Here is a 19,397-nt window from a genome sequence, read left to right as displayed (position 1 = left end):
GGCTTGCCTGCGATGGGCCGTGCAACGGCCCCAGAATCTCATTGCAACAGCGAAACTGCCTTGAGCAGATCGTGAAGCCCCTCAGGAACCAGCGGTGATGTATCTGTAAAGCTTGAACTGTCACACCACATGGCCTTGAACGGCGCGCCATCGCTTTCGTGGCCAATCAACCAGGGTTGTTGGTAAAGGTTCATGTCGCTGAACCTTGCGTCATAGACCTGGACAATCTCGTGCCCGGGTTTACCGGCGTAGGTGAAGATGCTCTCCAGGGTGCCGAGCAGACGAACGTCGGTGATCGACTGGTTCAGTTCTTCCTGCACTTCTCTGGCAATGGCATCAACGCTTCGTTCACCGAAATCGATGCCGCCGCCGATGGGGCGAAACAGGGTCTGATTGGATTCGGCGTCGTAAAACCGGTTAACCAGAATCTTTCCTTGATGATGAAAGACACACAGGGCGAGGGCGCGAATGCGGTGCGCTGGCACGAGTCAAATTCCTTTTGTGAGTGAATGGCGCGCGACGATACGTTCGTGGGGGCACTTAGGCAAATGCTTGTGCTGGCTCATGCGGCTTGTCGGTGGTGGGCCGCATCTGCGGCCCCGGTACGAAGGATCAGGTTTGCTTTGTCTGTGCTCGACGTTCCACCATTTCATCCTCGATACCATCGAGCAACGCATCGACCAACCCTTTGGCCATCTCGATGGAGTGCAACGTCGACCAGATCAACCCGCGGGTGTCCGGGTCGACCTTGTCGCAGGCCTGCATCCGCTTGCACACCAATGGGTGGCAGCTGTGCGCAGGTGTGCAAGACCGAGGATACAGGACCCGGCAGACCCGAAGGTCTCCCACGCACAGCCATCATAAAACGATTCCTCAGGCGTAAAGTCGCGCTGGGAAGGTCTCAAGGTACTGATTGCTCCATATCTGCCGGGCCTGCACACCCGGTCGCCGAATTGGCAGCGACCGGGGGGAGTAGCGTGCTGGGTAGGGCAAGAGGCTGTGGGCTCGCAGCGAGGTAGCCTGCATACTTGGAGGCTGAACGATTTGAAGGCATCTGTTTTGCCGATTCAGCTTTGAGGCGAAAGGAGCCACTCGCGAGAGTCTGCTTCCGACCCATAGCTGCCCGTCGTGGAGGGCCGCTATCGTTGTTTTATATGGTGCCCGGAGCCAGAGTCGAACCGGCACGGTCAAAGAACGAGGGATTTTACATCCCACGTATACTGCCATCTGGGAAAAGATACATGCCGTCCATCAAGTATGCAGGTTCACCTTCGCTAGGGCTAAGGTCTGAATATAAAGATTTCATTTCATTATCAGCCATTTCATTTGTATGGTTCTTGTACTTGTTATATGCACCTACGTCGTAGTTAAGACTCTCCAGTTCTTCGCTAGAAGTCGAACCCAAAGACGCCTTCAGCGCTTCAATGTCATGAATCCATATCAATCCATTTTTACTGTAATAGATACCTTTGTAGGCGCTCTCGTCAGGTATCCCCTCATACCCAAGAGCTACGGCCAACTCGACGCTTTTTTGGTAGTTCATTTTCAATTATTCAACCCATCGGTAGATGATTTTTTGAACACATAACTGCTATGTCACATCTCTTGCCGCGATGGACGCTATCTATTTGCCACTAGTTTGTCCACCGGTGGCTCTTAGCTAGACGAGGATGTCCAGCACTGACGAAATGTGTGCCTTGACAGGTGGTGGGCGTCGAACCGTGATTAGAAAGCGTGGAATGGCCGATTTACTGACTGCCGCGACGGGCCGTGAGCAGTCGCCGTGCGGGGGGGCGCTTCTGGCCGATTTCTGACTATGAAAGTTGCTCGCGCCGGAACAAATCCAGGCGATAACTACGTGGTAGCAGTAGCTTTAACAGTTAAAGCGTCCCACGCTTAGTCAGCTGACCTACGCCAGTGCAGCTTCGTCGACCGCAGCCATCGATTCCATCCGCTTCGCAATTAGCTTGAGCCTGTCCGAACCCGAAAGATGTTTTCCTGGTGTGGGCAAGGCGGAAGCTGTGGCCTCGCACCAACGTGAATACAGAACGCTGGTACTAGCGAAACCTGCTACTTGCGCCTTGCGCGCCAGTGCCCGCTCGATCTGTTCAGCGATAATGGGATTGACTGTGGAGTAAGCAAACTGCGAAGACGGGTGATTAACCACTGCCACAGGCACACCACCCGCTAGCGCGGTAACTCGATCTCCGTTTCGTTTGCTGAAGCAGACGATCAACTCTGGTGCCAACACCTCCAAGACTTCAGTAAACGATCGCTTACTTTTCTCCCAAACTGCGCCCGACGGCGCTTTGCGGATACTGGGTAAAAACTCTTGGATGAAATTATAGTAGGCAATGCTATGCCAAAATTCACTCCTATCTGCTTTGGAAAAGTGCTTTCTAGCATTCAGGATAGAAGCCATTATTTTGGTGAAATGTGCATGTTGCCGAAGCTTAGCTGTGGCTTGAGGGTGTTTCTGACCTAAGGCTAGGGCCTTCAATACCTCGGGTGTGACTGTCGGGCGCTCATGTTCTTTGGCCCCATAGTGAGATTCGCAGACCACGAGAATGCGTAGACCGTGAATGCCGCGCTCATAGTGGGGGCCGATCCATGGTGCAAAACGGACTGTACTTTTGTTCATTGCCATCCTTAGTTTGTTTGCTCAGGTCAACACTTTTGGCCCAACCGTAATCACACCATTATTTTTCAACACCAGCGACCGGATTTTGAAACGGGGTTGGAGTTACTGAATCGACCCTGCTTTTGTAGGCGCACCGAATGGCTGCTTCTGGCCGGTTACTGCCCTTCACGAAGGGCAGTAACCGGCCCAAAGGAATCAGTCAGCGGTGCCTTCGGAACTTGGGGCGATTCGCTGTGCCGCGATGCCTTGATTCTGGGCGCCGACAAAGCGTTGCAAGCCGTAGGGTCTTGCATGCTATTTACCGCGATTGTTGGGAGATTCCGAAATCGGCATCGAGGATTCACCCGCGACTCGCTTGACCAGCGCAGCATGACCGCTGGCGTCGTCGCTGCGGGAAATGACCTGGATGACTGCCATGCGATCGCCGGAGCCTGCGATAAAGGTGCTGTTCAAAGTTTTGCCGCCGCCCAAGGTCGCCGTACTGTCGACTTGTCGCACACCCAGGCCGTTGCGGTTAAGGCGCGACTCGCCGGTTTGTCGAAAGTCCGGCAGCCCGGCGCTTTGGCGGTCGACGAAACCACTGACGGCGCCGTCGAGGAAGGCATCGTCGTTGTCGCCGGGGCGAGAAGCTTCGGGGAGGGGTTTCTCGATCACCATGACCACGCGCTTTTCCTGCGCATTGGCATACAGGGTACCCACGGTGCCGGTGCCTTCGCTGCTCTGTTCATCGGCGCTCAGAGGGCTGGCGTTGAAGCCTGCCGGCAGGTTGAAGCTGAACTTGCCGCCAAGCACCGCGACGTTTACTTCAGGTTTCGGTTTGGTGGTGGGTTTGCTGGCGGCATGCAGACTCGACAGACCCAACAGGCCGACGACGGCCAGGGTCAGCGCCAGGGTTCTTTTGTTGAAAATCGACATACAGCCTCTCATGGGGCACGGGGCATGGCAGGGTGAATATGCTCACATAAACCTGCCTGCTCGGTAAGCCCCGGGTTTCCCGTCGGCTAGACGGTCATGGCGGATCGCTTTGAGGGGGCTATCGTTGCTTGTCTGGGCAACAACTACCGACCGAGGGCGGTGCCATGAACACCAGTGATCTACTCGAACAGTTACTTCGGGCCGGGCAGGGTTCGCAAGCGCAACAAGGGAGCGGCGGCATGTCATCGCAAGACGGCCTGGGCGGTTTGGGCGGCTTGCTGGGTGGGCTGCTTGGCGGCGGCAGTGCAACTGGTGGCGGTGATGGCCTTGGTGGTTTACTGGGCGGCCTGTTGGGTGGCGGTAGTGGCAGCAGCGCTGGCGGCTTTACCCAGGGGCGCTCCGCTGGTGGCACCAATTACGCGGCCCTGGCGTCGTTGGGCATGATGGCGTTCCAGGCCTATCAAAGCTGGCAGCGCAGCCAGGCGGCAGCCCCGCAACAGGCGGTGCGTACTGTCGATCAATTGTCCGGCCCCGAGGCCGAGGATCACAGCCATGCGATCTTGCGCGCGCTGATTGCGGCAGCCAAGGCTGACGGTCGCATCGATAAACAAGAAGAACTGTTGATCTGCGCTGAAATCAAACGTCAAACCAGCGACCCGCAACTGCAGCAATGGCTGGATGAGGAAGTCAGCAAGCCACTCGATGCTGCTGAGGTGGCTCAGTCGGCCCAGGACCCGGCCATGGCCGCGGAAATGTACCTGGCCAGCGTGATGCTAGTGGATGACCAGCAGCACGCAGAGCGGGCCTACCTTGATGAACTGGCCGGCGCACTGCAAATCGATCCGACATTGCAGGTGCACCTGGAACAGCAGGCCAAGGGAGTCGCCTGACCGGGCTGAGATCCCTGCGCTCTTCATCAATCTGAAATCAGCGCAGGCACGGCCAGGAGATTACATGCACTTTCATCTCTGACAGGTTGCACGCCAGTCGATGCCACAACCGGAAAGGGCTGCCATTTGGCAGCCCTTTCCGGTGTATCCGTTTTACGTTCGAGGACGCTAATTCAGCGTCCTCGACACTACCCAAAGCCTACAGCGACACCAGCACATCACACTGGGATTCGTTCAGCACATGCTTGGTGACGCTGCCGATCAACAGCTCTTCCAGAGCGCTTTCACCCTGCTTGCCGATTACGATCAGATCGCAGTCCAACTCCTGCTCCTTCTCAACGATCCGCCAGGCGGGGTCACCGTGCACCACAATTTGCCGAGCATTGACCAGCCCGGCGGCTTCGCTCAATGCAGCGAGTTGTTCTACTGCATCTTTCCTGATGACATTGCGGTAGTGATTGAGGGTTCCCTGGTCAGTGTGGGCGAAGCGCATGCTCCCCTCGAAGGGGGCTTCGTACGCGTGCAGGAGTATGATTTCGGCCTGCGGGGCAACAGATTTTGCCAGTTCGATGGCGCGCAGCGATGAAGGCGAAAAATCAACCGGAACCAGCAAGGTACGGTACGCGTCGCGGGGGGCGTGCTTGACCACCAGCAAAGGGCAGAGCATACGGCTCAGCATTTTTTGCACGGTAGAGCCCAGCAGCAGACGCCGGGCCAGGCTCTGTCCCTTCGCCCCACACACCAACAGGTTGCTGCGTTTGTCCTGCGCCAAACGGGTGATTTCTGTGGCAACCGAGCCGGACGCGACCTGTACGCCAGGGCTGATGTCATAGCGCTGGAACAACATGTTTGCCAGTTCGTGAGTTTTTTCTCTTGCAGTCTCCAGCGCGCGCTTCAACAAGTCTTCATCAGGTACCACTAGTTGCTTGAGGCGCTCGAAGGGGGCCGGATTTGCGACGTAGAGCAGATCCAGCGATGCATGCTGCGCCTTGCTCAATAGTGCAGCCCGCTCTGCCGCGTTGCGGGCAGCGGTGGACAGGTCGGTAGCAACCAGTACGTGGTTCAACGAGGTCATAGGGGGTTCCTTATGCAATGCTGCGCACATGAATCTTCGGCGTTGGCCTGTTATCGATCCGTTCCTTGCTGTCAGTCATCCTCTCGCGAACCACGCCCGGCGTTTTGATTTGCGTCAAATGCCGTGGCCGTACTGCCGGGTTACTTGATAAAGCGGACCTGCGCGAGTGCTTCCGGCGCAATGCTGATAAACCGGGTGACAGCCTGGCAGGAGGGCGTGTTGTTTCAGCCTAAAGCGAACAGCCGTTCGGCAGCGAGCACCAGGGCGATCACGATCATTGCGGCTCCTGAGAGTCGACTGACAAACAAGGCGGCAACCGGTCGCGTACTCAACACTGCTCGGGCACCGAACCCCACCGCGAGATAGACCAGCGCGCAACTGAACGCGTGAAGCATCCCGAGTGCGAGGATCTGCAACGGTACAGGCCAGACGGCCAGTGGGTTGGTGAACTGCGGCAGCAAGGCGAGGAACAGCAGGATGACTTTCGGGTTCAGGCCACTGACGCAGAGCCCTTTCGCGGCCCAGCCCGACCAGGTACCGGTGGCGGCGGCTGCGCCTTGTACCGGCGTCGCGGGTGACAGCAGCAGGTTCAGACCAAGCCAGAGCAGATAGCCGGCGCCGGCAAGCGTGAGCGCTGTCAGCGCGAAAGGCACTTGCATCACCAGGCCACCCACCCCGGCGGCAACGATCAATGTAGCCACAATGTGGCCTGACAGCAGGCCGGCAACTGCCGGCACCACGAATCGCCCTCTCATACCTGCCGAAATGGCGTAAGCCCAGTCAACACCGGGAGTGATGACAAACAGAAATGACACGGCCCAGAACGCCGCGAGCGCGCTTAACGTCACGAGAAACCTTCCTTCATTAATGATGCCGAGCGCCGTCGCGGCACCTCGGCTTGGCAGATAGAAGGATAAAGAAAGGGAGGTGGTAGTATCTTTCGGATGTTCCAGGGTTTGTCTGGTTTGCTAGAAGGTTTTTCAAAATGGATCGAATAGATCGAAAGATTCTTGCGCAGCTGCAGGCTGACGGCCGTCAGTCACTGACAGACCTGGCTGAGCGGGTAGGGCTGAGCTTGTCCCCCTGTCATCGCCGCGTCAGGGCGCTGGAGGACGCGGGCGTCATTGTCGGGTACCGGGCGCAGTTGTCCGCACCTGAACTTGGTTTCACCTTCTCGGCGATCGTATTTGTGACGTTGCGGGAAGGGCATCAGCAAGCCGTTGCCGACTTTGAGGCGGCGCTGCCTGGCATTGCCTATGTGACCCAGGCGCAACGGCTGTTTGGCGATCCGGACTATATGCTGATGGTCGTCACTCAAGACCTTCCAGCCTTCCAGAGGCTGTATGACGAGCAGCTGTCGAAACTGCCGAATGTTCAGCGGTTGACTTCTACCTTGGTGATGAAGCAAGTCATTGCAGACCGGCCTCTGCCCCTATAATTGCGAGCAAGTCTGAAGTGGCTGGTTTGCGTTATTAAAGGGGTAACTACTTGATCTGGGTAAAAATCGCAAACAACTAAAATATAACTAAGTTATTCGCCAAGTCAGCCCTGCCAATCGCAATCGCTCGCCAATGCGGGTATCAGCTGGCAGCTGTTGCGTTTACGCCCGGCGTACGGCTTGGGTGCGCAGGGCATTGAGCGCCCGCCGCCTGAAACCTGCAAAAAACACTGGGTTTGGTGTGCGTCTGCCGCCAGCAGCGCCGCTGGCTGCAGCGCTGCCACTTGGTACCGGCCAGCGGCCATTGCTGAAAAGCACAAGACTTTCGCCTGAAAAACCGGATAATGGCGGCCAAATCGTTTTGCACGTTATTATGGTGTTCCCGCATGGAAATCAAGGTCAACTTTCTCGACAACCTTCGGCTTGAAGCCAAGTTTGATGACTTCACCGTGGTCGCCGATCAGCCTATCCGCTATAAAGGCGATGGTTCAGCGCCGGGGCCGTTCGATTATTTTCTGGCGTCGTCGGCGCTGTGTGCGGCTTACTTTGTAAAGTTGTACTGCCAAACGCGTGATATTCCCACCGATAATATTCGCCTGTCGCAAAACAATATTGTTGATCCGGAAAACCGCTACAACCAGATCTTCAAGATTCAGGTCGAGTTGCCAGCCGATATCTCCGCCAAAGATCGCCAGGGTATTCTGCGTTCCATTGACCGTTGTACGGTAAAAAAGGTGGTGCAAACCGGGCCTGAGTTTGTGATCGAGGAAGTCGACAACCTGGATGCCAATGCCCAGGCATTGCTGATGCTGGATCCGGCTTGCGATGCCAGCACCTATATTGTCGGCAAGGATCTGCCGCTGGAGCAGACCATCGCCAATATGTCGGGCATTCTCGCCGGCCTGGGCATGAAGATCGAAATCGCGTCGTGGCGCAATATCGTGCCCAACGTCTGGTCGCTGCATATCCGCGATGCGCAGTCGCCGATGTGCTTTACCAATGGCAAGGGCGCAAGCAAAGAAAGCGCGCTGGCTTCGGCGTTGGGCGAATTCATCGAACGACTGAACTGTAATTTCTTCTACAACGACCAGTTCTGGGGCGAAGAGATCGCCAACGCGGCGTTTGTGCATTACCCCGACGAGCGCTGGTTCAAGCCTGGCCGTAGAGATGCGCTGCCGGCGGAAATCCTCGATGGCTACTGCCTGGAAATATACAACCCCGATGGCGAGCTGCGCGGCTCGCATCTGTACGACACCAACTCCGGCAATGAAGCGCGCGGCATTTGTTCGCTGCCTTTTGTGCGCCAGTCGGACGGCGAGGTGGTGTATTTCCCCTCGAACCTGATCGAGAACCTGTACCTGAGCAACGGCATGAGCGCCGGTAACACGCTGGCCGAAGCGCAGGTGCAATGCCTGTCGGAAATCTTCGAACGCGCGGTCAAGCGTGAAATTCTGGAAGGTGAACTTGCCCTGCCTGATGTGCCACAGGAAGTGCTGGCCAAGTACCCGGCGATCCTGGCCGGCATTCAGGGCCTGGAAGAGCAGGGCTTCCCGGTGCTGGTGAAAGATGCGTCGCTGGGCGGGGAGTTCCCGGTGATGTGCGTCACCTTGATGAACCCGCGTACTGGTGGCGTATTTGCCTCGTTCGGCGCGCACCCAAGCTTTGAAGTGGCGCTGGAGCGCAGCCTGACAGAGTTGCTTCAGGGTCGCAGCTTCGAAGGCCTGAACGACCTGCCGCAGCCAACTTTCGAAAGCCACGCGCTGACTGAGCCGAACAACTTCGTTGAGCACTTCATTGATTCCAGCGGTGTAGTGTCGTGGCGCTTCTTCAGTGCCAAAGCTGACTTCGAGTTTGTTGAGTGGGACTTCTCTGGCCAGGGTGAAAACTCCAACGCCGAAGAAGCCGCGAGCTTGTTCGGCATTCTCGAAAGCATGGGCAAAGAAGCGTACATGGCGGTGTACGAGCACCTCGGCGCAACGGCCTGCCGCATTCTTGTACCGGGCTATTCGGAAATTTACCCGGTCGACGATCTGATCTGGGACAACACCAACAAAGCGCTGTTTTTCCGCGAAGACATTCTCAACCTGCACCGCCTGGACGATAGCGATCTGCGCGCGCTGGTTGCGCGCCTGGAAGAGAGCGAGCTGGATGATTACACCGACATCACCACACTGATCGGCATCGAATTCGATGACAACACGGTCTGGGGGCAGTTAACTATTCTGGAGTTGAAACTGCTGATCTATCTCGCTTTGCAGCAGTTCGAAGAGGCCAAGGAGCTGGTGGAAACTTTCCTGCAGTTCAACGACAACACCGTCGAGCGCGGATTGTTCTATCAGGCCTTGAATGTGGTGCTGGAAGTGCAGCTCGACGACGACCTGGAGCTGGACGATTACGAGGTCAATTTCCGCCGGATGTTTGGCAATGAGCGGATGGACGCTGTGATCGGCTCGGTGGATGGCAGCGTGCGCTTCTACGGTTTGACGCCTACGAGCATGAAACTGGAAGGGCTCGACAGGCACCTGCGGTTGATCGAGAGCTATAAAAAGCTGCACGCAGCGCGGGCCAAAACGGTGATTTGATCCCGTTAACACAGCACTGACAAAAAGGCACCTTTGGTGCTTTTTTGTTTTTTGGCGGAGGCGAAGGGTGCCGTGGCAGGTGGTTCAAACCGTATGAGATCGCCGGGGGGCGGGCGAATAAAGTCCCCGCGTAGCAAACGAAGCGACGAAGCGTCTCAGGCTCGCACACCTATAAACATATCTAACGTCATTGGCAGCTGTTCATTTATGGCTGAAGATATTCGTCGGATTTGCTCATCGGTCAAGGGCAGCTCGCCATCGCATTCGGCAGCTAGACTTTCCCAACCAAGAATATCCATTACTGCTTTTTCAAACTCTGGTTGCACGTCCAGTTCAAATTTGATTGAGCTGTCTTCGCTGTCGCCTGCAAGAAACCCTGTGATTTCTAAGAACATGTGCTTCTCCATCTATCTTGGGGTTGTTCGGCCTGGCTTTGGAGGCTTAGTCATCTCGCCAGTGTCGGGATCGAACTCACCTAAGTGGTTACCCTGTTTGTCATATATTTCAACGGCTCCATGTTGGCTGTCCCACTCGTAAATTTTGCCTTTTCTATCTTTCCAGCGGCTACGCTTCTTGCCGCCACCTTGAACGCTAGATTTCGGGCTATCACGTACTGCATCAGGAAAAGCCGTTAATCCTTTTGGCGCTGGGTGGTAGCTGTGGTCGCCACCGAGCGGTTTCGCATACACGATATACAGCGACTTTAGGCCAGTTTTTTCCGGAAAGACCAGAATGCAGTCGTCGGTTGTAATGTCATCGCCGGGAAGGCCTTCAATCTGGCTGTCCGTGTTTTCCGGGATAGGGTGTACGAGGATGGAGTCCAGTTGCTTGCCGCTGTCGTCGGGGTAAATCAATGGAGGTATTCTTGACGAACTGTGTGGGGGCGTCCAGAGGATGGTGAACCCATTTAGTTCGGCCTCCAACGCAGTTTTCGTTGCGTTCCACTTGACCTGTACCGTGCGTACCGAGCTGTGACCAGATGTGCCAGTGTGAATGCCATAGATCTGGAGTACGCCTTCGGCATCACGGCGGAACTGAAAACGTACCCGTGTTGTTGCCTTGCTCATGCTGCGCAGTTGTTCGTCGGTATGCAGCGTGCCGTCACCCATTTTGGCGGGGAGCATGCCCATTATAAAAACGCCAGCCGGCCCCGCACTACGTATTGCCCAAGTCATACGCTGTTGCATGATGCCACCACCAGCAATACGACCTAGTCCAGCATCCGCGCCGATGGTCAGTGCTATGACATTTGAAGGTGAAGACAAAATCATGGAGCCGACCACCATGACCGCCCCGAAATTCGAAACCGGTTCTACGGCTGTTCCGGCATCTGTGCGGCACCAGTTTTCAGGGACGCAGGACTTTGCAAAAACCTGGTCCGTGCGTTCCTTGGGGGATGGCCATTCATCTTTTGGGACGTACACCGGCTCTGGAACAGAGGGTTTTGCCCAAGCTGCCCATGAGGCGCCACCGTTTGGGCGACTCTGCTGCCAGCGGGAGCCCCAAAAAGGGTCGTCCTTATCGTCCTTCTTCATACGAAGTCCCTGTATGAGTCCATGTATAACCGACAAAGTTGCCGCCCAATCTTGGCTCGGGTCAATTTGACTTGGTAACTGGGCGTTTCAGCGCGCCGGTGCGCTTCTACAGTTTGACGCCTACGAGTATGAAACTGGAAGGGCTCGACAGGCACCTACGATTGATCGAGAGCTATAAAGAGCTGCACGCGGCGCGGGCCAAAACGGTGATTTGATCCAGTAAACACAGCACTGACAAAAAGGCACCTTTGGTGCTTTTTTGTTTTTTGTGGAGGCGAAGGGTGCCGTGGCACGTAGTGCGCCAAATTAGTTTAGTCGCCAGCAATCTGAGAATCAGAAAAGCAGACTCTTACCACCTTTACTTCCATGCCACCTTACACGGCGAGCAAAGGACCATAGGAAAATTTAGTTGTTCGATGCAGAGCCATGCGCGGCATCGAATGGATCGAGACCCGGATGTCTCTCGCCTGGGAAGGCCGGTTAATCCCGGTGTCTTGAGTGATTTGCAATCACCCTTGGACAGTAGGAGATAACAATAATGATCAAAACTCTGAAATTCGCAGCCCTGGCAACCGGGTTAGTCACGGCCAGTCACGGCCTTGCCGCCGATCTCACCGTCGTCTCCTTTGGTGGCGCCAACAAAGAGGCCCAGGTAAAGGCCTTCTACAAACCCTGGCAGCAAGCCAGCGGCAGCAAGATTATTTCCGGTGAATACAACGGCGAAATGGCCAAGGTCAAAGCCATGGTCGACACCCGCAGCGTCTCCTGGGATGCGGTGGAAGTCGAATCGGCCGAGCTTGCCCGCGGTTGTGACGAAGGCATGTTCGAAACCCTCGATCCTGCGCAAATCGGCCTCGACAGCAAAGACTTCGTCCCCGGTGCCATCCAGCCGTGCGGCATCGGTTTCCTGGTGTACTCGACGGTGCTGGCCTACAACGCCAGCAAGTTGAAAGAAGCGCCCACCGGCTGGAAAGACTTCTGGGATGTCGAGCGCTTCCCGGGCAAGCGCGGCCTGCGCAAACTGGCCAAGTCGACCCTGGAGTTTGCCCTGATCGCCGACGGTGTAGCGCCTGCCCAGGTCTACACCTTACTGGCGACCGAGGCTGGCCAGGATCGTGCCTTCGCCAAACTCGACCAGATCAAGCCGCACATTCAGTGGTGGGAGGCGGGCGCACAGCCGCCGCAGTACCTCGCGGCCGGAGATGTGGTGATGACCTCGGTGTACAACGGCCGCTTGTCGGCTGAGCAACGCAAAACCTATGACCTGAAAATCGTCTGGTCGGGCGGGCTCTACGAGTTCGACTCCTGGGCCATCCCGCGCGGTGCCTCACGCCAGGAGAAAACCCGCGAGTTCATCGCCTTCTCGCTGGAACCCCAGCAACAGAAAAGCTTCGCCGAGCACATCGACTATGGCGCCGCCAACCTGCAGGCGATGGACCTGCTCGACAAGGCGCGCATCGCCGAGCTGCCCACCGCGCCAGAGAACCTTGCGCAGCAGGTGCCGGTAGACGCGCTGTTCTGGGCGGACCATGGCGAACACCTGGAGCAGCGTTTTAACGCCTGGGCTTCGCGTTAACCTGCTGAGCTGTTGTCAGCGCCAGCCATGGGGTATAAACCCATGGCTGTCACACACCACTCAGCAAGGAGCCAGGCATGAGCGTTCGAGGGAAGGATCGTCAGATCGACAACATTGAGTTCAACGTCAGCGACATCGCGCGCAGCAAAGCTTTTTACGGTACAGCGTTCGGCTGGACATTCGTTGATTACGGTCCGAGCTATACCGAGTTCAGTGATGGGCGTCTTACCGGTGGCTTCACCACAGGCGAGGTCGTTCGGCCGGGTGGGCCATTGATCATCCTTTACGCGGATGATCTTGATGCAGTGCAGCAACGTATTGAAGGCCTTGGCGCCGTTATCAGCCGCGAAACCTTTTCGTTTCCCGGAGGGCGCAGGTTTCATTTCATTGACCCGGATGGTTATGAGCTGGCGGTTTGGACCGCGCAACAGTAGGCCTCGGCGCCTGATTTTATGGATGCAACGCAACAGGGAGACGCCGAGATGGCCGAACAAATCTTGAAGACCAAACGGGTCAATTTTCTCGTGGCTGACGCCCAGATCAATCGCAGGAGCGTCAGCGCTTTTGGCAATGCGAGTTCATTGTCCGCCTTGATGGAGGTCTTCAAGAAGGTATCCGCAGGGTTGTGGGTTGGCGGCAAGCTGGTGGTTACCCAAAGTGTAATTCGCCTGAGCGCCAACGCCGTGAACCGCTTTGTTCAGCACGGCACGCTGGATATTGAAGTGCCATTGGCATTGATTCGAAAGGTCAGCGTCGAACATGGGTACATCACTAAAATCGTGTCTCTGGAGACCGATGCGGGCAGCGTTAAATTTCGGTGTTTCGGGGCGAAGGCCATCGCCAGGGAGATTGAGAGGCTGAGCTTTTCGCAGACTTGGGTGGAGGCTCTGTAGGCGGGCTTTTTGACTCATTGGCAGCAGTGACAGTGATTGCCGGTGGTGGGCCGCATCTGCGGCCTCGTTGCTATCGTCGGCAATCACTCCACCGACGGTGACCCCGCTTGCACCGTACGCCGTAACAGCGCTGCTGTTGCCGAGCGCGCTTCGACCTCATCCAGCAACGCCTCGACCAGCGCGAGGCTCATCTCCAGCGATTGCTCGGTAGCCCAGAGTAAACCACGCACTTCGGCGTTGACCATGTCACAGGCATGGGCGTTGGTCTGGTAGGCGCTTTTGAGCAGGATGGAGGTGTGGATCAGGGCATCTTCGGATGAGACACCGGTGCGGACAGCGAAGAGTGGGTCGTGGCTGCCATTGCAGGAGCCGAAGGTGGTGCTGGTTTGAGTGGTGAGGGGTGGATCGGGAACGGGTTTTGTCATTGTGGTGCTCCTTGATCAGTGGAACTGCCACACATCGCTGCTAAACGATAAGGGTGGCAGCTGTACGCGGGTTAGCAGACCAGGGATCAAGGAACCCGGCGCGCACGAAGGCGCCCCGCGCACAGCCGCCATAACACGAAGCAACCGGCACAAAAAAAGCGCCGGTTGATCGAGAAGGGGCGCTGTTTGCACCTTGATCATTGGACAGGCTGCTAAACCCGGTCGCTGAATTGGCAGCGACTGGGGGAGAGTAGCGTGGTGGGTGGGGTAGGGCAAGCCAGCGAATTTTAATGCTCTCCTTGGTTGAGGTTCAAAAAACGCTGGCTGGGGGGGTGAAGTCCGGGGCCAAACGCCCCATTACAGCAGGATCAACACCTTCAAACCCAAGTGCACCCAGGTCGAGTGCATCGAGGAAAATCCGGATTTTCCTCGGCAACATAATCGCCCAAGCACTCAGGCAGCAACGTCACTTGCGTCCGAGCCTCACCTTCAATGAATCGCTTCATGATCGTCCCCGCCACGATCTAGACGATCAGAAGGTTAGACAATCGCAGGCTTCGCAGTGTTCTTATGGTTGATGCCATGTATAAAACCGCTTGAGTAAATCTATCTGATTTACAATGCTATTCCTTTTGCCGAGGCTGTCGTTTCGTGGATGCCCTGTCGCTTGTCTATAAGCACCTGATCGAGTGGGTGATCGCGCCCGTCACCGAGCAGTTTCTTGGCATTTTCAATGTGAACGGCCGTTTCGGAGTCTTGTTCCTTTGCATCTCCTATGGCGTCGCCTATGGCCTGTTCCGCTTCAGAAAGCAGCGCGGTCTGAGCGACGCCCATTCGTTCTGGCAATTCATCGGCGGCGGCCGGGTATATCTGCATCCCTCGGCGCTGCTGGATTACCGCTACTACTTCGTGCGAGCCATCCTCAAGGTCACGTTGGTACTACCCATCGTCCATCTGATCGACCCTTACATCCTGCGCTCCGGCGATTACCTGGCCTTTTTCAGCAACCTCTGGGGCGCGCGCCCGCGCTTGGGCGAGAACCTCGCACTGTCCCTGCTCTACGGGCTGGGGGTGTTCCTGCTCAAGGACTTTATCCATTACTGGGCGCACCGGGCCTTTCACTCCCGCTGGCTCTGGGCCTTTCACAAGGTCCATCATTCGGCGCCAGTGCTGGTGCCGGTGACGGCGAGCCGGGTGCATTTCGTGGAAAAGATCGTCGAGAAACTGAGCACCAGCCTTTGCATCGGCCTCTACGCCGGTTGCTTCTGGTACGCCTGCGGCGGCGAGATCAGCCGCTACACCCTGTTCGGCGTGACCTATCTGGTGTTCATCTTCAACGGCCTGGCGGCCAACCTGCGGCATAGCCATGTCTGGCTGTCGTTCGGCCCTCAGCTCGAACATGTATTGAACAGTCCGGCCCAGCACCAGATCCATCACAGTGACGCCCCCCGCCATTTCAACCGGAACTTCGGCACCAACCTGTCCCTCTGGGACTGGATGTTCGGCACGCTCTATGTCACCACATCAAAACCTGAAAACATCCGCTTCGGCACCGGAGAACAAGACCACCAGCGTTACCTGACGGTCTATAGCTTGATCGTCACGCCCTTTATCGAAACGGCCCGTAAGCTCCTGGCGAAACGCCAGCGCAAGGCTGTGCTCGGAGCGTCCGAAGCGCCCTATCGATAGCGCTATGCAGAGGAACAATGCGCAGGCCGACGCTGGAAAGGAAACAGTCGGGATGGTGTTTGTCGTCGACAGCTGTTTGTACGTTGTTTCCAACCGTTCCGGTGCCTCGGTCGCTCGTGCCCATTGAGCGTGCATCTGGGTCTGTGAGGGAGATCTGCTGGTCTGGACTTTCGTGGAGCAGCGTCTTGATTTCCTTGAGTTTCTGCATCTGCTTTTTCAGTGTTTCTATCTTTTCTTTAAACCGCTCTGCTTTGGCCTCGGCCACTTCGGGCGTTGCCCGATTCGCCGAATCCATCGCCGCCAGATTACGATCAATGCTCTGCTCGATCTGCTGCATGCGTGCCTTCACCTTGCCCTGAGTGAGGTTGCGGTCTCGATTATTGACGGCTTTGAATTTTCTGCTGTCGATGGCGATGATCGACTGAGAGAAAAGATTGAGGTTGCGGCAAAGCACTACGAACTGGCGGCATACGCTGCGAATGACTTTGCCGTTGTCTTTGCGAAAGTCGGCAATGGTTTTGAAGTCCGGAGCCAAACGCCCCGTTAGCCACATCAACTCGACGTTGCGCTCGGCCTCACGCTCAAGCCGGCGGCTGGACTGAATCCGATTGAGATAGCCGTAGATATATATCTTCAGCAACACTGCTGGGTGATATGCCGGACGACCAGTTGCGGCAGGGTCGACGTTCTCAAAACCAAGTGCGCCCAGCTACGATATCGACGATCAGAAGATCAGACAATTGCGGGTGTTTTCACACAGCCTGGGCAGATTGCTACTTTTGGTGAACGGCCGTTGTGTGCCGATTCCGACCAATCTCAGCCAGTTGAATCCACAACCCACAGCTACCGCTAGTCGATGCGCTCAGGTATGGGGGGCGAAGACCAATAAGCCCCCCCGAGTCTTTGCTAACGCGGACTATCGATCCACCTTACTTTCGGAACCACCATCACCTTTGGCTTGGCGGGCGCTGCGGCGCAGCTCTTGTGGCGTCCGTCCAATGACTCGCACGAAGCAGCGAAGCATGTGATCGGCATCGCCAAATCCGAAGTTCCTGGCGATCTCCTCGAACGTTTGGTGCCCGTCCTCAACCAGCGGCCGCGCTGACTCGATGCGAAGGCGTTCGACAGCTTTCGCCGGCGTCACCCCGATAGCTGCCGCGAACACGCGGCCGAACTGGCGTACGCTCATATGTGCGACGTCTGCCAGGCGTTCAACTGACAGGTCATCACGCAAATGATCGCGCGCATAGCTCAGCACCGAGCGGATGCGATCCGAGCCAGGGTCGAAATCCAGCAGTGAAGAGAATTGATACTGACCACCTGGTCGCCGATAGTAGACAACCAGCATGCGTGCGACGGAGCGAGCCACCTCCTTGCCCAGGTCCTGCTCGATCATGGCCAAGGTCATGTCGATGCCAGCCGACATGCCTGCGGACGTCCAGACATTTCCGTCTTCGGTCCAGATTCGATCTCCGTCCACGCGCAGCGACGGATAGCGTGCTTGCAATTGCGGCGCGTAGTTCCAATGCGTGGTCGCGACACGACCGTCGAGCAGGCCGCTCTCGGCTAGCAGGAAGGCGCCAGTACAGACGCTGGCAGTGCGGCGAGAGCGCGGGGACATGTGCCGTATCGCAGCCGCCATCGGCATCATCCTGTTATCGATCGGAGCGGTTGGTGCGCCGACGATGATGAGCGTGTCGAGGCGGTCGACAACCTGCAATGCTTCGGTCGCGACTTGCAGCCCGCTCGAGGCGTGGACCAATCCGCCCTCTAGCGAAGCGACCGTGAATCGATAGCTCGAAGGGCGTGCACGATTGGCGTTGGCGAAGGCTTCGAGCGGGCCGCTCAGATCCAGCAATACGAAACCCGAGTAGACCAGGAAACAGATGTGACGCTGCATGACCGGAACGTCCAAAGTCTGGCTGGGAGTCATTAGACGCCCTTGCTGTCCGGAAGGTCAACGGGGCACCGAGCACACCCGCCTCACGCAAGGTGGCTGAGCCAGTCGGCCGAAATCCAAGGATAAATGTCCATTTCGTACCGTCTTCTCGCCGTACCGTAAATGCACCCCCACTTCGAGGACGTGCAAATGAACTTCAACAGAACTTACCCCAAGAGAATGATCTCCTACGCCACCTTGTTGGGGGCCATCCTGCTGGCGCCTGGCATCAGCTTCGCCGCCGAGAATCCCTATGCCGATCCGGTCAAACCCGCACTCCCGGCCTCCACTTATCAATGGGATTCCAGTCGAACCGCTCTGGTCGTGATCGACCCTCAGATCGACTTCATGAGCCCGGAGGGTGCAGGCTGGTCGGTCTTCGGTCAGAGCGTTACCGAGCAGAATCTGGTCCCGAATCTGACCCGGCTTTTCGCCGCGTTCAAGAAGGCCGGATCGACCGTAGCCATCTCGCCGCACTACTACTATCCCCACGATCATGAATGGGAGTTCGAGGCGCCAGCGGAGACCGTTCAGCACAAGCTTGGTCTCTTCGATCGCAAGGGCGCCTTGACGCTGGATGGATTCCGTAACTCGGGCGCCGACTTCATGCAGGAGTTCAAGCCCTATATCGAAGACGGCAAGACCATCGTCGCATCACCGCACAAGTTGTATGGCCCCCAAAGCAACGACCTGATGCTGCAACTGCGTAAGCAGCGGATCGACAAGATCATCCTTGCCGGCATGGCATCCAACCTGTGTGTCGAATCGCACCTTCGCGAGTTTCTGGAGCGCGGTTTCGAGGTGGTCGTCGTTCGTGACGCCGTCGCCGGCCCGAAGCTTCCTGACGGCGACGGATACGGTAGCGCACTGGTCAACTTCCGCTACATTGCCAACGGTGTGATGACGACCGACGAGGTCGTGAACAAGCTGGAAGGGCGCTGACCGTGGGTAGGACCTCTTTCTCAACCAGATACGGGAGCCCTTGTGGCTCCCGTGCTAGCCGACTATGAGGCGCTTCGGGAGGGAGGCAAGAGCGCGCAAGTCGCGCTCATTGCCTGCATGCGGATACTGCTGATCAGACTGAATGCCATGTTACGCGACGGCACTGAATGGCGGTGACGAATAGCATGCTGCAGACAGTTGCTCCCACCGGAGTGGGTACATCAGCGCTGACTAACCCAATAATCATGCAGCGCCCGCGCAGCTGGCTCGATCGCCGCCACCCGCTGGCGATGCAGCACCACATCCAAATCCACCGGCAACTCATAGTTATCCTGCTCGGCACAATCAGTGATCACCTGCAACCGACCCGCCAGCACCTCAGACAGTTCCGGCCAATTACCGACAGTAACCCCACGCACATACCCAAAGCACCACTCTTCCGCCAAAACCAGCGGCTGACCGCGGTACTCAGTCTGTTCGAAACGCCCCTTGAACGCCTGTGGCTCGCTAGCCAGCTGGCTTGCCAGGGTATTGAGGTGGCGCACACAGAGGTCGATGAAACGCCGGCATTCTTCAGGCTTTTGCCATTCCGGTGTCTGCCCGCCCCAGATCGCCGGGAACCACTCGGCAATGTCTACCTGCGCAGGGCTCGACACCAGTGCGGTGAAGTAGCCGTCGAGCTCGGACGGATTGAGTACCGAGTGGTCGTCGCCGTAGTTGAGCAGGATGTCTTCGATGAACTCGAACTCGCTGGCGCTAAGAGGTTGGGCGTGCATAAAAAGGTTCCTTGGCGAGGTGAGCGTGAAAAAAGCGGGGAGGATGGCCCTTTGCGACGAATTTTTCCAGTCGGGACAACA

Annotated in this window: 21 protein-coding genes and 3 pseudogenes; 10 read left to right on the top strand and 14 right to left on the bottom strand. The window is 57.0% G+C overall.

Annotated features, from left to right (window positions below; translation table 11 throughout):
• Positions 1–38: 38 nt before the first annotated feature.
• The 5 genes from C6382_RS01300 to C6382_RS01285 all read right to left on the bottom strand — a co-directional run bounded on the left by C6382_RS01300 (position 39) and on the right by C6382_RS01285 (position 3,556).
• Entirely contained in the window at positions 39–485 is a 447-nt protein-coding gene (locus tag C6382_RS01300; protein ID WP_107022746.1) for an NUDIX hydrolase, read from the bottom strand.
• Between the two features lie 127 nt (positions 486–612).
• Complete coding sequence (locus C6382_RS23990) at positions 613–765, bottom strand: hypothetical protein (protein ID WP_158262094.1); 153 nt, start codon at positions 763–765, stop codon at positions 613–615.
• Between the two features lie 439 nt (positions 766–1,204).
• Complete coding sequence (locus tag C6382_RS01295) at positions 1,205–1,543, bottom strand: hypothetical protein (protein WP_107022745.1); 339 nt, start codon at positions 1,541–1,543, stop codon at positions 1,205–1,207.
• Positions 1,544–1,909: 366 nt separating this feature from the next.
• The gene (locus C6382_RS01290) at positions 1,910–2,641 is read right to left on the bottom strand and encodes a hypothetical protein (RefSeq protein WP_256588890.1); all 732 of its coding nucleotides are present in this window, start codon (positions 2,639–2,641) and stop codon (positions 1,910–1,912) included.
• A 294-nt stretch (positions 2,642–2,935) separates the two neighbouring features.
• Entirely contained in the window at positions 2,936–3,556 is a 621-nt protein-coding gene (locus tag C6382_RS01285; protein WP_107022743.1) for a hypothetical protein, read from the bottom strand.
• 164 nt (positions 3,557–3,720) lie between these two features.
• Between C6382_RS01285 and C6382_RS01280 the strand changes: the two genes are divergently transcribed.
• The gene (locus tag C6382_RS01280; RefSeq protein ID WP_107022742.1) at positions 3,721–4,446 is read left to right on the top strand and encodes a tellurite resistance TerB family protein; all 726 of its coding nucleotides are present in this window, start codon (positions 3,721–3,723) and stop codon (positions 4,444–4,446) included.
• Positions 4,447–4,645: 199 nt separating this feature from the next.
• Here C6382_RS01280 and C6382_RS01275 read toward each other — a convergent pair whose 3' ends face one another.
• Together C6382_RS01275 and C6382_RS01270 are read right to left on the bottom strand one after the other, a co-directional pair.
• On the bottom strand, positions 4,646–5,521 hold the full coding sequence (locus C6382_RS01275; RefSeq protein WP_107022741.1) for a universal stress protein: 876 nt from the start codon (positions 5,519–5,521) through the stop codon (positions 4,646–4,648).
• Positions 5,522–5,745: 224 nt separating this feature from the next.
• Entirely contained in the window at positions 5,746–6,369 is a 624-nt protein-coding gene (locus C6382_RS01270; RefSeq protein ID WP_107022740.1) for a LysE family translocator, read from the bottom strand.
• Between the two features lie 137 nt (positions 6,370–6,506).
• On the opposite strand from C6382_RS01270, the gene C6382_RS01265 reads away from it, so the two are divergent.
• Together C6382_RS01265 and C6382_RS01260 are read left to right on the top strand one after the other, a co-directional pair.
• Positions 6,507–6,959: an Lrp/AsnC family transcriptional regulator gene (locus tag C6382_RS01265; RefSeq protein ID WP_107022739.1), complete on the top strand. Its 453-nt coding sequence runs from the start codon at positions 6,507–6,509 to the stop codon at positions 6,957–6,959.
• A gap of 386 nt (positions 6,960–7,345) precedes the next feature.
• Positions 7,346–9,541, top strand: coding sequence for an OsmC domain/YcaO domain-containing protein (locus C6382_RS01260; protein WP_107022738.1), 2,196 nt, complete (start codon positions 7,346–7,348; stop codon positions 9,539–9,541).
• A 155-nt stretch (positions 9,542–9,696) separates the two neighbouring features.
• Here the strand turns inward: C6382_RS01260 and C6382_RS01255 are convergent, their stop codons facing one another.
• Both C6382_RS01255 and C6382_RS01250 read right to left on the bottom strand, forming a co-directional pair.
• Positions 9,697–9,936 (bottom strand): pyocin S6 family toxin immunity protein, encoded by a 240-nt coding sequence (locus C6382_RS01255; protein WP_107022737.1) that lies wholly within the window; start codon positions 9,934–9,936, stop codon positions 9,697–9,699.
• A gap of 12 nt (positions 9,937–9,948) precedes the next feature.
• Positions 9,949–11,076 carry a colicin E3/pyocin S6 family cytotoxin gene (locus C6382_RS01250; protein WP_107022736.1) on the bottom strand — a complete coding sequence of 376 codons (1,128 nt, stop codon included), beginning with the start codon at positions 11,074–11,076 and terminating at the stop codon, positions 9,949–9,951.
• A 38-nt stretch (positions 11,077–11,114) separates the two neighbouring features.
• On the opposite strand from C6382_RS01250, the gene C6382_RS23985 reads away from it, so the two are divergent.
• The 4 genes from C6382_RS23985 to C6382_RS01235 all read left to right on the top strand — a co-directional run bounded on the left by C6382_RS23985 (position 11,115) and on the right by C6382_RS01235 (position 13,545).
• Positions 11,115–11,291: a hypothetical protein gene (locus C6382_RS23985; protein ID WP_256588888.1), complete on the top strand. Its 177-nt coding sequence runs from the start codon at positions 11,115–11,117 to the stop codon at positions 11,289–11,291.
• A 323-nt stretch (positions 11,292–11,614) separates the two neighbouring features.
• The gene (locus C6382_RS01245) at positions 11,615–12,652 is read left to right on the top strand and encodes an ABC transporter substrate-binding protein (protein ID WP_107022735.1); all 1,038 of its coding nucleotides are present in this window, start codon (positions 11,615–11,617) and stop codon (positions 12,650–12,652) included.
• Between the two features lie 77 nt (positions 12,653–12,729).
• Entirely contained in the window at positions 12,730–13,086 is a 357-nt protein-coding gene (locus C6382_RS01240; RefSeq protein ID WP_107022734.1) for a VOC family protein, read from the top strand.
• A gap of 48 nt (positions 13,087–13,134) precedes the next feature.
• The gene (locus C6382_RS01235) at positions 13,135–13,545 is read left to right on the top strand and encodes a hypothetical protein (RefSeq protein WP_107023011.1); all 411 of its coding nucleotides are present in this window, start codon (positions 13,135–13,137) and stop codon (positions 13,543–13,545) included.
• 83 nt (positions 13,546–13,628) lie between these two features.
• Here the strand turns inward: C6382_RS01235 and C6382_RS01230 are convergent, their stop codons facing one another.
• On the bottom strand, positions 13,629–13,970 hold the full coding sequence (locus C6382_RS01230) for a DUF6124 family protein (protein ID WP_107022733.1): 342 nt from the start codon (positions 13,968–13,970) through the stop codon (positions 13,629–13,631).
• A 343-nt stretch (positions 13,971–14,313) separates the two neighbouring features.
• Positions 14,314–14,476: pseudogene (locus tag C6382_RS01225) on the bottom strand (IS5/IS1182 family transposase); the annotation flags it as partial.
• Positions 14,477–14,621: 145 nt separating this feature from the next.
• Between C6382_RS01225 and C6382_RS01220 the strand changes: the two are divergent.
• The gene (locus C6382_RS01220; protein ID WP_107022732.1) at positions 14,622–15,659 is read left to right on the top strand and encodes a sterol desaturase family protein; all 1,038 of its coding nucleotides are present in this window, start codon (positions 14,622–14,624) and stop codon (positions 15,657–15,659) included.
• A gap of 52 nt (positions 15,660–15,711) precedes the next feature.
• Here C6382_RS01220 and C6382_RS01215 read toward each other — a convergent pair.
• Positions 15,712–16,368: pseudogene (locus C6382_RS01215) on the bottom strand (transposase); the annotation flags it as partial.
• 207 nt (positions 16,369–16,575) lie between these two features.
• Entirely contained in the window at positions 16,576–17,559 is a 984-nt protein-coding gene (locus C6382_RS01210; RefSeq protein ID WP_107023010.1) for a GlxA family transcriptional regulator, read from the bottom strand.
• A gap of 189 nt (positions 17,560–17,748) precedes the next feature.
• On the opposite strand from C6382_RS01210, the gene C6382_RS01205 reads away from it, so the two are divergent.
• Positions 17,749–18,540 carry a cysteine hydrolase gene (locus C6382_RS01205; protein ID WP_178082726.1) on the top strand — a complete coding sequence of 264 codons (792 nt, stop codon included), beginning with the start codon at positions 17,749–17,751 and terminating at the stop codon, positions 18,538–18,540.
• 57 nt (positions 18,541–18,597) lie between these two features.
• Positions 18,598–18,717: pseudogene (locus tag C6382_RS24255) on the top strand (IS110 family transposase); the annotation flags it as partial.
• Between the two features lie 44 nt (positions 18,718–18,761).
• Here the strand turns inward: C6382_RS24255 and C6382_RS01195 are convergent.
• Positions 18,762–19,316, bottom strand: coding sequence for a UPF0149 family protein (locus C6382_RS01195; RefSeq protein ID WP_107022731.1), 555 nt, complete (start codon positions 19,314–19,316; stop codon positions 18,762–18,764).
• Positions 19,317–19,397 lie beyond the last annotated feature (81 nt).

This window comes from Pseudomonas sp. BBP2017, assembly GCF_003024385.1.
Taxonomy (GTDB): domain Bacteria; phylum Pseudomonadota; class Gammaproteobacteria; order Pseudomonadales; family Pseudomonadaceae; genus Aquipseudomonas.
Note: the sequence above shows the minus strand (reverse complement) of the source record. Positions and strands in the feature narration are given on the sequence as shown.

What these genes read in the sequence shown, in the direction of transcription:
- C6382_RS23990 (WP_158262094.1), bottom strand. Translation starts at nt 765, where the DNA reads ATGCAGGCCTGCGACAAGGTCGACCCGGACACCCGCGGGTTGATCTGG.
- C6382_RS01295 (WP_107022745.1), bottom strand. Translation starts at nt 1,543, where the DNA reads ATGAACTACCAAAAAAGCGTCGAGTTGGCCGTAGCTCTTGGGTATGAG.
- C6382_RS01290 (WP_256588890.1), bottom strand. Translation starts at nt 2,641, where the DNA reads ATGAACAAAAGTACAGTCCGTTTTGCACCATGGATCGGCCCCCACTAT.
- C6382_RS01285 (WP_107022743.1), bottom strand. Translation starts at nt 3,556, where the DNA reads ATGTCGATTTTCAACAAAAGAACCCTGGCGCTGACCCTGGCCGTCGTC.
- C6382_RS01280 (WP_107022742.1), top strand. Translation starts at nt 3,721, where the DNA reads ATGAACACCAGTGATCTACTCGAACAGTTACTTCGGGCCGGGCAGGGT.
- C6382_RS01275 (WP_107022741.1), bottom strand. Translation starts at nt 5,521, where the DNA reads ATGACCTCGTTGAACCACGTACTGGTTGCTACCGACCTGTCCACCGCT.
- C6382_RS01265 (WP_107022739.1), top strand. Translation starts at nt 6,507, where the DNA reads ATGGATCGAATAGATCGAAAGATTCTTGCGCAGCTGCAGGCTGACGGC.
- C6382_RS01260 (WP_107022738.1), top strand. Translation starts at nt 7,346, where the DNA reads ATGGAAATCAAGGTCAACTTTCTCGACAACCTTCGGCTTGAAGCCAAG.
- C6382_RS01255 (WP_107022737.1), bottom strand. Translation starts at nt 9,936, where the DNA reads ATGTTCTTAGAAATCACAGGGTTTCTTGCAGGCGACAGCGAAGACAGC.
- C6382_RS01250 (WP_107022736.1), bottom strand. Translation starts at nt 11,076, where the DNA reads ATGAAGAAGGACGATAAGGACGACCCTTTTTGGGGCTCCCGCTGGCAG.
- C6382_RS01245 (WP_107022735.1), top strand. Translation starts at nt 11,615, where the DNA reads ATGATCAAAACTCTGAAATTCGCAGCCCTGGCAACCGGGTTAGTCACG.
- C6382_RS01240 (WP_107022734.1), top strand. Translation starts at nt 12,730, where the DNA reads ATGAGCGTTCGAGGGAAGGATCGTCAGATCGACAACATTGAGTTCAAC.
- C6382_RS01235 (WP_107023011.1), top strand. Translation starts at nt 13,135, where the DNA reads ATGGCCGAACAAATCTTGAAGACCAAACGGGTCAATTTTCTCGTGGCT.
- C6382_RS01230 (WP_107022733.1), bottom strand. Translation starts at nt 13,970, where the DNA reads ATGACAAAACCCGTTCCCGATCCACCCCTCACCACTCAAACCAGCACC.
- C6382_RS01210 (WP_107023010.1), bottom strand. Translation starts at nt 17,559, where the DNA reads ATGCAGCGTCACATCTGTTTCCTGGTCTACTCGGGTTTCGTATTGCTG.
- C6382_RS01205 (WP_178082726.1), top strand. Translation starts at nt 17,749, where the DNA reads ATGAACTTCAACAGAACTTACCCCAAGAGAATGATCTCCTACGCCACC.
- C6382_RS01195 (WP_107022731.1), bottom strand. Translation starts at nt 19,316, where the DNA reads ATGCACGCCCAACCTCTTAGCGCCAGCGAGTTCGAGTTCATCGAAGAC.